Annotated in this window: 7 protein-coding genes and 2 pseudogenes; 2 read left to right on the top strand and 7 right to left on the bottom strand. The window is 66.5% G+C overall.

Going from position 1 to position 12,697, the window contains the following annotated elements; translation table 11 throughout:
• Window position 1 precedes the first annotated feature (1 nt).
• Together WS92_RS08330 and WS92_RS08335 are read right to left on the bottom strand one after the other, a co-directional pair.
• Window positions 2-1,132: a polysaccharide biosynthesis/export family protein gene (locus tag WS92_RS08330; protein ID WP_059933747.1), complete on the bottom strand. Its 1,131-nt coding sequence runs from the start codon at window positions 1,130-1,132 to the stop codon at window positions 2-4.
• On the bottom strand, window positions 1,129-2,169 hold the full coding sequence (locus WS92_RS08335; protein WP_015603967.1) for a KpsE/RkpR family capsule polysaccharide export protein: 1,041 nt from the start codon (window positions 2,167-2,169) through the stop codon (window positions 1,129-1,131). Before WS92_RS08335 ends, WS92_RS08330 begins: the two co-directional genes overlap by 4 nt.
• Window positions 2,170-3,546: 1,377 nt before the next feature.
• Between WS92_RS08335 and WS92_RS34495 the strand changes: the two genes are divergently transcribed.
• Window positions 3,547-4,653 (top strand): ornithine cyclodeaminase, encoded by a 1,107-nt coding sequence (locus tag WS92_RS34495; protein ID WP_231755978.1) that lies wholly within the window; start codon window positions 3,547-3,549, stop codon window positions 4,651-4,653.
• 345 nt (window positions 4,654-4,998) lie between these two features.
• Here WS92_RS34495 and WS92_RS08345 read toward each other — a convergent pair.
• A pseudogene (locus WS92_RS08345) lies at window positions 4,999-6,130 on the bottom strand (hypothetical protein); the annotation flags it as partial.
• Window positions 6,131-6,280, bottom strand: a pseudogene (locus WS92_RS35660) (metal-dependent hydrolase); the annotation flags it as partial.
• 292 nt (window positions 6,281-6,572) lie between these two features.
• Between WS92_RS35660 and WS92_RS08350 the strand changes: the two are divergent.
• Window positions 6,573-8,321, top strand: coding sequence for a cation:proton antiporter domain-containing protein (locus WS92_RS08350; protein WP_059934796.1), 1,749 nt, complete (start codon window positions 6,573-6,575; stop codon window positions 8,319-8,321).
• 132 nt (window positions 8,322-8,453) lie between these two features.
• Here WS92_RS08350 and WS92_RS08355 read toward each other — a convergent pair whose 3' ends face one another.
• The 3 genes from WS92_RS08355 to WS92_RS08365 all read right to left on the bottom strand — a co-directional run bounded on the left by WS92_RS08355 (window position 8,454) and on the right by WS92_RS08365 (window position 12,362).
• Window positions 8,454-9,239, bottom strand: coding sequence for an SDR family oxidoreductase (locus WS92_RS08355; protein WP_059934795.1), 786 nt, complete (start codon window positions 9,237-9,239; stop codon window positions 8,454-8,456).
• A gap of 49 nt (window positions 9,240-9,288) precedes the next feature.
• Window positions 9,289-10,290 (bottom strand): arabinose ABC transporter substrate-binding protein, encoded by a 1,002-nt coding sequence (locus WS92_RS08360; RefSeq protein ID WP_015602651.1) that lies wholly within the window; start codon window positions 10,288-10,290, stop codon window positions 9,289-9,291.
• Between the two features lie 281 nt (window positions 10,291-10,571).
• Window positions 10,572-12,362 (bottom strand): peptidoglycan D,D-transpeptidase FtsI family protein, encoded by a 1,791-nt coding sequence (locus WS92_RS08365; protein ID WP_059934794.1) that lies wholly within the window; start codon window positions 12,360-12,362, stop codon window positions 10,572-10,574.
• Window positions 12,363-12,697: the final 335 nt, after the last annotated feature.

A 12,697-nucleotide genomic window follows, 5' to 3' on the forward strand; every position in this document is an offset into this window, starting at 1 on the left:
GTCACTTCACGGCCTGCACGGGCAGCGCGAGCTGGAACAGGATGCCGATGGCCCGCTCGACCGGGACGATCGGCGCTTCGGCGACGTAGATCATGTCGCCGTCCTTGATCGGGAAGCTGTGCGAAGCGATGAGGCCCTGCAGGTTGTTCCATGCGAAGTCGTAGAGCACCGGGCGTTCGCCTTGCGGCGTCTGTTCGAGAACGAATACCGCGTGGTCGTCGGCGAGGTTCGCGTCGAGCCCGGACGCCGACGCGAGCACTTCGGCCAGCGTCGGCGGATGGGCGAAGCCGAATTGCCCGTTCTTGCGCACGCCGCCGCCGACGACGGTCACGCGCACGAGCGGCGCACGCTTGACCAGCACGCGATCGCCCGGTTCGAGCGCCGCTTGCCGCGCGAGCGCTTCTTCGAGCGGCAGCGTGACCGATGCGCCTTTGCGCAGGACGGTCACTTGCGTCGCGACGTTGTCGCTGTCGCGCCCGCTGGTGGTGCCGACGAGATCCGCGCCGTTGCCGAGCGCCTGCGTGAGGGCGGATGTCAGCGACAGGCCCGCGGGCGTCCACGCAATGAGCTTCGGTGCGCCGATCGCGCCCGTCACGATGACGCTGCTCTGCGACGTCGATGCAATGGTGATCTTCGCCGACGGGCTTTGCAGGATGCCGAGCGACGCGTAGCGGCGCGCGACAGCCCTCTGCGCGTCGTCGGGGCCGAGTGCGCCGACAGGCGTCGGGCCGACATAGGGCAGATCGATCGTGCCTTTTTCGGACACCGTATAGTTGCCGAGATCGATGGGCGACGGGACGTTCGACGCGCCTTGCTGCGAATCGGCGCCCGGCCACGGGGAGATCGTCCACAGGGTCACGTGCAGGACGTCGCCTGGGGCGAACGTGAACGCGCCGTGATGCGTCGCTTGCGACAGATCGGAAACGGCTCGCTCGATCGCGGCCCGGCGGCTCGCCGCTTCCTTCTCAGCGCGTTCCCGCGCGAGCGCCGGCGTGACGTTGACGATGTCGACGTCGGTGTTCGACCTGACGGTCGAGACGGACGGGCCGGCGGACGGCAGCAGGCCGCATGCGGACAGCGCCAGCGTCGCGCCGGCGAGCCCGGCGCGAGCGGCTCGGGAGAAGTGGGTCATCGGAGTAGTCCCCAAAGAACGAGAGTCGCAAGGAAGACGCCGGCGATCCATTCGAGGCGCCGGGGCAGTTCGGGCGCGCGCGGGCTGGACGGTGCGCTGATGATGTTCAAGTAGTACTTGTTCTTCATCGCGTTCAGTTGCGCCTGCTGCACGGCCGTTTCGATTTCCCGCAAGAGCGCGACGTCGTTGTTGCGCGCGACGGTCAGCTCTTCATAGCGCGCGGCGCGCCGCGACAGCGTCTTGCCTTCCGCTTCGGTGCTCGCGATCTTGGCCTGAATGGCCGTCATCGCCGCGCGCAGGTTTTGCGCGACCGGATTGTTCGGCGTTGCTTTCACGATTGCGTCGTACTGCGAGGCGAGGCGGGTCTTCTGCTCGTTCAGCGAGTTCAGCAGCGCGAGATTGGATGTGTACAGCTCCGACGGATCGTGGATGCCGGTCGACACGCGATACGCCGACAGCGCCGCTTCGTCGCTCTTCAGCTTCGCCTCGATGGCGGCGCGGCGATCGACGGCGTTTTTCATGTAATCGCTTTCTTGCTGGCGATTCATGTTGTCGATGTGGCGGACGGAATCCTGCAGCACCCGCTCGGCGACGGCTGCGGCCGCCGTGGGCGAATAGCCTTGCACCGACAGCGACACGATCCCGCTGTTCTGGTCGATCGCCGCATTCACCCGATTCTGGTAGTAGTGCCACAGCGCGACGTCGTTCTTGCGGAAAAGCGTCGCGAGGCCGCCGTAACGGCTCACGAAATCGCCTTGACCGTAGTGTTTCGGCAGATCGACGGACTTCGCGACGTTCCGGTACTCGTCCCACGATCCGATGTAGTCCTTGACGATGTAGGCGCCTTCGATCGAATTGCCGCCGCCCGTGCCGGACAGCATCGTCGCGAGGCTCTGCGACGACTGCTGGGGCTTGTAGACGATCAGCGACGCAGTCGAAACGTAGACCGGCGATGCGAGGAGAAGGAAGTAGGCAAGGCAGATGAGATTAGGAATCCCGACGATAGCCCAAAAGAGAGGCTGGCGAGGCGTTTTCATATTCTCCCGAAGGTGATTGTGAGTTTTGGTGTCGGGCGTCGCCCGCGCGTGCTAAGTGTTCAAATCAACGGCGATCGAGAAGAGGTCCGCGCGCACCGGATACGGATGGACTGTGGATGTCGTCGCGCCACGGTGGAAGGCGGCGAGCGCGGGGCCGAATCGCCGGCAATCGGTTTGACCGAAGCGGCGGCGCATGGACAGGCGTCGTGGTCGATGATCCGGGGGGCTGCGATGTCGTGCTTTGCACAGGTCTGGTGAAACTCGTATTTCGAAGGTGAAGCCAATACGCAAGCTGCTGTACCTATGCACTATCGACAACGGGAGGGATGACGCAATAGCAGGTCAGGCGAGTTGCAAATTCAATAAATTGTTACAAATTATGAGGGAAACTACCTATATGGTCAAGGCGGTATTCGTCTCTTTTTGTCTTAATCCGTCAAATTGTTTTGACCTTCCTTGCGTCGCGAGAGGAATAGGCGTTGCGGCGAAAGGGCGGACTGAATGTGCAATACACAGCTTTTTGCACAAGTCGAGCGTTTCATTGCGACGGAATTAATCCTTTTGCATCGGAAACATTATGTGCCCGACCCCGAGTGTGCCGCCGTTGCGTCGTTCGACCGGATTTTCGACCACACATGCCGGCTGCGAAGACCGCACGGCGATATTCGGCGGGTAAGCTTACCGGGGGGGCGGAAGGTAAGGTTCGTATCTATCGGTTTCGCCGAGTAAGGTGGGTCGATTTGTATTCGATCATTTCGCGGATTTATGCTCGTCCATGTATAGGCAATCAGGCCGATCGTGCTCGGACGAAAGCAATTCGCTACGTACTGCGATGCGAGTCGGCCGGCTGGCTGAATTGAATCGGACATTCATGCGAAGCAGCGAGTGCCGATCGATATCGCGAAGAAGCCTGTCTGCAATTCGCACTGTCCGACGCGCCGGCGATCGACGGCAATCCTGCGCATCAGATCGGCCATACGCTCATGCCGGATATGGACTCGCAATGAAATGGAAATCTGGCGGGAGATCGTCGCTGTGCGAATTCCCGACGTTGACGATATTGCGGGCATGCTCGTCGGCGCGATGCTCGGTGAGCGGTGACGAAGCACGTGTCGATGAGGGGGGCATTTCCGGCCGCCGTTCGGTGCAAGCGGTGTTCGATGCATGCATCGGCGTCATGCGCGCTTCGCGGCGTCCTGATATTACTGGCGCTGCCCGCGCCGTCGCGCCGCGAATGGTTCGGATACCGGATGGATCGATCCGTATCGTCGCCGGCAGCGCAGCGGCACGATGGTGCGGATTCGGCTTGACTTGCTCTCGCCGCGTTCTATGCTTGCCTCAAATGAGGATGGGGGAGTCGCTCGTGGCGCGGCGTGAATGTTCGGGCGCATGATGACGTCATGCGTGATCGGACAGCGCCGGCCGCGCGGCACGGCGCGTACCGGGGACGTTGCCATGATGAAAAGAAGTTGTGTTGCGTTCGTAATGTGCGCTGCGATGCTCGCCGGATGCGATGACCGCAAGCAACTGGACGCGCCGCGCACGACGGTCTCGGCATTCGCGTCGGGGACGGACGAGGCGGCGGAGAACGCGGCCGCGCCGGACGCATCGATGCCAGATGTCATCGCGCCAGGCGAAAGCCCGCAGGGGGCGATGCCGGCGGCCTCCGCACCAGGGGCCGCCGCGCCGAATACTTCCACGGCCGATACTTCCGCGTCAGCGATCGCATCGGCTCCGGACGCGCAAACACAGGAAAAATTCCTGCTGATGCGACCGCTCCGGCCGCCGCCGGCGACCACATCGAATCAACCGATCACGCCCGACACGATTTCGAAAGCGAATCGCGTCACGCAGGCGAACCCCCAGCCGTCGCCATCCCCGATACAGCCGACCGGGCAAGCGCCGTCCGCGACGCCGCCGTCCGCATTCGCTTCGGTCGACGAGGCGCTTGCGAAGATGATCGAGGGCAATGTCGTGTTCAACGTGCCAACGCCCGTCGATATCGACGGCACCTGCCCCTGCCAGATCGACGCAGTGTTGAGTCCGAAGGAGAGCGTCGCCGCGTTGCAACAGCAGATCGCGGAGAACAATCCGTCGGCGGGCAACTTTCAGCACGCACGCATCAAGATCAGCGATCGGATGATCGCACGGCTCAGCGCGGACCCGGACGATTTCTCGATCGATCCGGCCGGCGATCAGGAGCAGGCGGTCGGGGTGGCGGCGCCCGTCGTGTGGTCCTGGCGGATCACGCCGAATCACTGGGGCCGGCACAGGCTTCGGCTCGTTCTCAAGGCGCTCGTCACGGTCGACGGCGGGGCCGTGCCCGCTCGCCTGACGACACTCGACAAGCCGATGCTCGTGACCGTCACGCCGCTCGGCCGGGTCAGGCATTTCGCCGGCGACAACTGGCAATGGCTGTGGGGCGCGCTGCTCGTGCCGGCCTTCGGATGGATGTGGAAAAGACGCCGCCGGACGGCGAGTTGACGGCGCTCCTTCCGCAGCCGGGAAACGAGAAAACGCTTCGATTCCTGCGTGGCGCGCGGATCACGAGGAGCGAAGCGATGGCGTATCAGGACTTGCGCAGCTATCGCGATGCGCTAACGATGCGCCCGCGCTGCTGTTTGACAACGTGTGCGACGCCGAGCACTATCCGGCCGCGTTCAAGCTCACGCACGCCGCACGCACAGCCGCGCGACGAGCATCACGACGATCCACGTCACGCCGAACGACGCGAGCATGAACCCGGCGTCCGCGATCACGCACGCGATCGCGTAGCGCAGGCGATTGCCGATGCGCGCGCGATGCGTGCGAACCCGCGCGCCCGCCTGCGATCCCGTACGGGAACGCGTCGCGCCCCTGGAACGCCCACTTGTGATGCGTGAGCGCGAGCTGCAGGTTCTGGCCCGGGAACCACGCGGCCATCTTCACGACGAGCGGAAACAGATAGTGCGACACGGCGCGCCAGAAGCCGCCGTCGGGCAGGTGGATGATCGTGAACGTCCCGGTTTTCGGATCGAAGCGCGCGACCTCGTTCGATGCGACGATCGTGAACCAGACGATGCCCGCGCGATCGATGCGGATCGTGTGCGGGTACAGGTGCGAGTGGCCGAGCGGGTAGAGCTTGAAGCGCTTCGTCGCCGGGTCGAACGATGCGAGCGTCGACGATAGCGCGTTCATGATCTAGAACCGGCCGTCGGCCGCCTGCGCGAGGCTGTGCGGCCCGTGTGCCGCTGAACACGCCGATCGGCAACTGCACGCCGGAGAGGATGCCGCCCACGGGCAGATCGATGTCGGGCTCCTTCCATCCGGTGAGCTTGCCGGTCTTGCGGTCGAGCTCCCAGATCTTGTCGTGGCCTTCGTCGGCGCCGTACAGGTGATCGTCGGCGCCGACGTCGGCGTCGTGAATGAACGTGAGGCCGTCGCCCCCCCCCCCCCCCCCCCGCCCATTCGCGGATCTTCCCGGGCGCGAGCCGGTCGTCGTACAGGTATTTCTCGATCGCTGCGACCGCGCGTCCGTCCATCCCCTGATAGAGCGTGTGCGTGATGTCGCGCGCCTGCCGGTTCGTCAGCAGCGCCGCGTAGCCTTCCATCCGGCGCACGGTCGCGCCCCACGCGCTTCGTCGCGCGGCGTGCGCGTGAGCGCGTTGCCGACCTGATGGCAATAGTTGCACTGGCTGATGAACGTCGTGCGCGAGTCCTGGCTGCTCCACGGCAGCGTGGCCAGATGCGCGGACGCGGGCAGGCTCGCGGACAGCTCGTCGGCCACCGTCTGCCACGCGAGCGCGAAGTCGAGCGTCTTGCTCGCATCGGGCGCGAGCGCGAGGTCTTGCGCGGCGTCCCTGAAGTATGGCGTGCGGGTGCGCCCGCGCAACTCGCCCGCGAAGTCGACGGTGATGCGGTAGCGGCCGTTGCGGTCGGTGTAGACGGTGTCGCGGCGCGTCTGCGCCGCGTCGAACACGGTGAACCACAGCTCGCCTTCCGGGAACAGCAGGTTCAGCGTGTCGATGATGTGCGTGCTCGCCGGGTCGCCCGGAATCCATTGGAGCGGCGTTTCGCCGAAGTCGAATTTGACGTGACGCGCCTTGATCAGGTGATGGTTGCCGACTGCTATGTGTACCTCCCTGTAGTTTGAGTTCATCGGACGGCGCGAGGCCGTTCCGTATCGCGTGTGGCTGGAGAAAGCGGGATCGCAACAAACCATTGCATTGAGCGATGTAACAGTGATAATCGCTTGGCCGGCGAGCACCAGTCGATTTGCGTGGGGATTTCCCCTGATCGGAGATGGGAATATCGGTACTTCGGAAAATGGCGAAGAAGGGCAAATTTTGGCCGGTTCGCACATTTGTCGCCGCAATCCCTTATTCTTCGATTCTTACGAAATAGTTACATTCAATGGAGCACGGATGCCTCATGACGTCAGCCTGATTGCACTGCTCGCGGCCGGTTTCGGTCTCGCGATGATCCTCGGTTACTTCGCGTCGCTGCTGAAGATGCCGCCGCTCGTCGGCTATCTGCTCGCCGGCATCGTGATCGGCCCCGGCACGCCCGGCTTCGTCGGCGATCTCGCGCTCGCGCAGCAGCTCGCCGAAATCGGCGTGATGCTGTTGATGTTCGGCGTCGGCCTGCATTTCTCGCTCGGCGATCTGCTCGCGGTGCGCAAGATCGCGCTGCCCGGCGCGATCGTCCAGATCGCGGTCGCGACCGCGCTCGGCGGAGGGCTCGCGCTCTTATGGGGCTGGAATATCGGCGGCGCGCTCGTGTTCGGCCTCGCGCTGTCGGTCGCGAGCACGGTGGTGCTGCTGCGCGCGCTCGAAGGGCGCGGGCTCATCGAATCGGTCAACGGGCGGATCGCGGTCGGCTGGCTCGTCGTCGAGGATCTCGTGATGGTGCTCGTGCTCGTGCTGCTGCCGCCGCTCGCGGGGCTCCTCGGCGGCGGCGCGAACGCGCCCGGCGAACCGGCCGCGCACGCGGGCGACGCAGGCGCCAGCCTGTGGGGCGCGCTCGGCGTCACGCTGCTGAAGGTCGCGGCGTTCGTCGCGCTGATGCTCGTCGTCGGCAAGCGCGTGTTTCCGCGCATCCTGTGGCTCGTCGCGCGCACCGGCTCGCGCGAGCTGTTCACGCTGTGCATGATCGCGGCGGCGGTCGGCGTCGCGTTCGGCGCGGCGAAGCTGTTCGACGTGTCGTTCGCGCTCGGCGCGTTCTTCGCCGGGATGATGATGCGCGAATCGGAATTCAGCCGCCGCGCGGCCGACGAGACGCTGCCGCTGCGCGACGCGTTCTCGGTCCTCTTCTTCATCTCGGTCGGCATGCTGTTCGATCCGCGTGTGCTGATCGACCAGCCGCTGCACGTGCTCGAAGTGGCTGCGATCGTCGTGCTCGGCAAGACGATCGCGGCGGTCGCGCTCGTGCTCGCGTTCCGCTATCCGCTGAACACCGCGCTCACGGTCGGCGCGGGCCTCGCGCAGATCGGCGAGTTCTCGTTCATCCTCGCGAGCCTCGGGCGCGGGCTCGGGCTGCTGTCGGCCGAAGGGCAGAGCCTGATTCTCGCGGTCGCGCTGCTGTCGATCGCGCTCAACACGCTGCTGTTCGCCGCGATCGATCCGGCGCTCGCGTGGGTCCGCAAGCACTCGGCGTTCGCGCGCCGGCTCGAGTCGCGCGACGATCCGCTCGCCGCGCTGCCGATGTCGACGCCGCAGACGCATCTGACGGGGCAGGTGGTGATCGTCGGCTACGGGCGCGTCGGCACGCGGATCGCGCACGCGCTCGATGCGCGCGGGATCGCGTATGTCGTCGTCGAGCAGAACCGCGAGACGGTCGAGAAACTGCGCGCGGACGGCGTGGCGGCGGTGTCCGGCGACGCGATCGAGCCGATCGTGCTCGTGCAGGCGCACATCGCGCGCGCGGGGATGCTCGTCGTCACGCTGCCGGACGTGTTCGACGTGCGGCAGATCGTCGACATCGCGCGCACGCTGAACCCCGCGATCGAGGTTGCGCTCTGCACGAACGGCGACGAAGAGGCGGCGCTGCTCGCGAGCGAAGGGATGGGCGAGGTGTTCGTGAGCGAGACCGAGCTCGCGCGCGGGATGACCGAGCACGTGCTCGCGCGGATGGGCGCGGCTGAGGGCCACGCGCGGCGGGCGGCCGCGCATTGATCGAACGCGGCGGAACGCGCGCCGGCGCGCGATGAGGGGCCGTCGCCCGGCGTAGCGACGCCCGGCGTAGCGACGCCCGGCGTAGCGACGCCCGGCGTAGCGACGCCCGGCGTAGCGACGCCCGGCACAACGTCAATAGAACGACTCGAGCGTCAGCTCCTGCGCCATCACGCGATTGCCCGCGAGCAGCCCGCCGTCGACGGGCAGCATCGCGCCGGTGATCGCGCGCGCCGCGTCCGACGACAGGAAGAGCGCCGCGTTCGCGACGTCCTCGGGCGTCGCGAAATCGTCGAGCGGATACCACTTCTTCAATTGCTCGAACACCTGCGGGTTCTGCCGCACCCGCGCTTCCCACGCGGGCGTTTTCACGGTGCCGGGGCACACGACGTTCGCGCGCACGCCGTCGCGCCCGTATTCGATCGCGAGCGATTTCGCGTAGCTGATCAATCCGGCCTTCGCCGCGCTATAGGCGGGGTGGCCGAGCGCGGCGACGCCGTTGACCGAGCCAACGATCGTGATCGCGCCGCGCCGCCGCGCGCGCATGCCGGCGAGCACGGCCTCGACGCTCACGTAGGTCGCGGTGAGATTCGCGTCGAGATCCGCGCGCCACGATGCGCTCGTCGTCGTGCGCAGCGTCGCCGACGCGGCGGTGCCCGCGTTCGCGACGAGCACGTCGACGGGCTCGTTCGCGAGCGCGGCCGCGAGGCGTTCGGCGTCGCTCAGATCGTCGACGATCGGTGCGACGGCCGAATTGCCCGCTGCATCGCCCAACGCGTCGACGAATGCGGCGAGCGCGGCGCGGTCGCGGTCGAGCGCGAGCACGCGGTCGCCCGCGGCGAGAAAGCGGCGCACGAGCGCCTGGCCGATGCCGCCCGCGGCGCCCGTGATCAGCGTGGTGCGTGGTGTCGTCATGCGCATTCCTCCGGTTCGAAACGCAACGTCGGCGCCGCTTGCCGCGCGGCTCCGCTCACAGCCCGAGCTGCGCGCGCGCCGTCTTCTCGTTCGCGCGCGTGATCAGCGTGCCGGACGTCAGCACGAGCGGCGGCGGCGTCCGGTTCTGCGTGATCCAGTCGTACATGTTGACCGACGTGTCGTAGCCGTGCAGCCGCGGATTCAGCAGGATCGAGCCGAAAAAGCCCGTCGGCTTCGGTTTCGCGAATTCGTTCAGCGCGACCTGGCTGCCGTTGATGCCGACCGCGATCATGTCGTCCGCGCCGATGCCGCGACCTTCGCCCGCGCGCACGGCGCCGACCGTCGTGTCGTCATTCGATCCGAACGCCACCCAGTGCCTGAAGTTCCGATGCTTGGTGAACGCGATGTTGGCGGCGTTGAACGCGCCTTCGGTGTCGGCCGTCATCTCCGGCGCGTCGACGACGTTCGCGGCCGGAAAGCCGGCGGCCTTCAGCGCGTCGACCGCGCCCGTCGTGCGCTCGCGCGCGGTCGGCAACTGGTCGTACGCGAGCCGCAGCACGCCGACCTCGGCCGGGTTCCAGCCGCGCCGCTTCGCCTCGGCGGCGATCGCTTCGCCGACCTGCCCGCCGATCCTGTATGCGGAGATGCCCATGTGCGGCACGTCGGCAAGCGGCGCGCCGCGCCCGTCGACGAGCTGGTCGTCGACCGACATCAGCTTCATCCCGGCGCGCTTCGCCTTCGCGGCGATGCCGGGGCCGAGCTTCACGTCGGGCGCGCAGATGATCACGCCCTGCGCTTTTTGCGCGGCGAGGCTGTCGAGCGCGGTCGATACTTTCTCGCCGCTCGGCGCGGCGATCTTCACGAGCGTGAAATGCCTGTCTTTCGCCGCCTGCTCGGCGAAGCGCCATTCGTCCTGAAACCACGGGTCGTCGGGCTGCTTGACGACGAAGCCGATCTTCACCGGGGCCGTGCCTTGCGCACGCGCGGGCGCCGCCGCCGACAAACCGGCGGCGAGGCTCGCGCAAACGAGGGCGGCTTGGGGCCAACGCAATCCCATGAGCGTCTCCTTCGTGCTCCGTTTTATGGATGCGGCCTTGCGAGCCGCGCAACGGCATGCATGTCGTGCGGCAGATTGTAGGAGGCGGGTCGGCGGGCTTCCAAATAATGCGAGGCGATCCTAGAGAATGGGATCGGGGCGGCGGGGCGAAGGTGGGGCGTGGGATCGAAAAACCGAAAAACTGAAACGCTGAAGAGGCGAAGCCGCCGAAGCAGCAAAGATCGAAGGCGGCGGCGTATCGAGCGAAAGGAAAGAATCGCGTCGGCCGCCGCCCGGCTCCGTCACGTCCTCGCTTTCGCCGGCGGCTTCGCGCCGCCTGCACTCGTCGCCGGCTTGTCGGCGACGACGGGCGCGTCGGGCGGCACGCCGAGCAGTTGCAGCGAGCCGCTCATCACCGACGAGAACACCGGCCCCGCGACCGTGCCGCCGTAATAGCTCCGCGCGGCCGGCTCGTCGATCATCACGGCGATGATGAGGCGCGGATGACTCATCGGCGCCATCCCGGCAAAGAGCGCCCGGTACTTGCCCTTCGCGTACGACGCGCCCACCTGCTTGCGCGCGGTCCCCGTCTTGCCGCCGACGCGGTAGCCGTCGACACGCGCCGCGCGCCCGGTGCCGCCCTGGCCGACCGCCATCTCGAGCATCGAGCGGATCGCCGCCGCGGTGGCGGGCGTCGTCACGCGATGGCCGCGGTGCGTATCGGCCGATTGCGGATCGGCGTTCGCCTTCAGCAGCGACACCGGATGGATCGTGCCGTCGCCCGCATACGCGGTGTAGACCTGCGCAATCTGCAGCAGCGACGCCGACAGCCCGTAGCCGTATGCCATCGTCGCCTGCTCGATCGGCCGCCAGCGTTTGTACGGACGCAGCCGCCCGGACGCGACGCCAGGGAACGTCAGCTCCGGCGCGCGGCCGATGCCGTATTCCTGGTACTTGTTCCAGATCGTCTCGGCGGGCAGGTTGAGCGCGAGCTTCGCGAGCGCGATGTTGCTCGACATCTGCAGCGCCTGCGCCACCGTGATCGCGCCGTGGTTCGACGTGTCGTGAATCACGTTCGGGCCGATCCTGTATGAGCCCGGCGAGGTATCGACGATCGTCTGCGGCCGCACCTTGCCCGTGTCGATCGACAGCGCGACGACGACCGGCTTGATCGTCGAGCCCGGCTCGAACGTGTCGATCACCGCGCGGTTGCGCAACTGCTGGCCCGTCAGGCGCGTGCGATCGTTCGGGTCGAACGTCGGATAGTTCGCGAGCGCGAGGATTTCGCCGTTCTGCGCGTCGAGCACGACGACGCTGCCCGCCTGCGCATTGTTCGCGATGATCGTCGATTTGAGCTGCGCGTACGCGAGTTGCTGAATCCGCCGGTCGATCGTCAGCTCGATCGTCGCGCCGTGCTGCGCGGGCACGAGCGGGCCGGTATCGGAGACGATCCGCCCGAGCCGGTCGCGGATCACCTGGCGCTGGCCCGCGGTGCCGGACAGCCGCCCGTTCGCGGCAAGCTCGACGCCTTCCTGCCCGTGATCCTCGACGTTCGTGAAGCCGACGACGTGCGCGGCCGATTCGCCTTCCGGATAGAAGCGCTTCGAATCGGCGACTTGCGTGACGCCGTCGATGTCGAGCTTTTCGATGCGGGCGGCCGTTTCGGGATCGACCTGGCGCTTGAGCAGCACGAACGAGCGATCGCCCGTCAGGCGCCGCCGCACTTCGGCGAGCGGCATGTCGAGCAGTTTCGCGAGCGGCGCGTATGCAACCTCGTCGACCTGTTTCGGATTCGCCCAGATTTCATAGGTCGTGAGGCTCACGGCGAGCAGCGCGCCGTTGCGATCGACGATGCTGCCGCGCATCGCGCCGAGCTCGATCGTGCGCTGATAGCGCTTCTGGCCCTGACCGACGTAGAAATCCTGGTTCGCGACCTGCACCCAGAACGCGCGGGCGATCAGCGTGCCGAACGCGAGGAACACGAGGATCACGACGAGTTTCGAGCGCCACATCGGCAGGCTCGTCGGCAGCATCGGACTTTTCGCGACGGCGACGTAAGGATCGGACGACTTCGGTTTTTTGTTCAGGCGCATGGGCTGGCTATCGCTGGGCAGGACGGCAAATCGCGTCCCGAAGACGGAATTGTAATGAATGAGTAATGATTTCGTCTGGTTTGGCGGCCAAATCGTTGAAAAATCTGACAAACCTCCAAGAACCGCGCGTAGCGCCGGGACCGGCGCGGGGTGAAAACAGGGAGAGCGCGGCGCGCGGACACGTCGATCAGCGGGCGCGAGATCGCCCGCATGTGGCGAAAGAGCCGGCGTTCGGCGAACGGAAACGGGCGAACCGCGAATAGTGGCCGGGCGCGGCGCGTCGGCAGTGCAGGCGGAAAAACGTCGGCTCGTGACGATCATCCGCGCGACGTCGC

This window comes from Burkholderia sp. MSMB1588, assembly GCF_001546925.1.
Lineage (GTDB): Bacteria > Pseudomonadota > Gammaproteobacteria > Burkholderiales > Burkholderiaceae > Burkholderia > Burkholderia humptydooensis.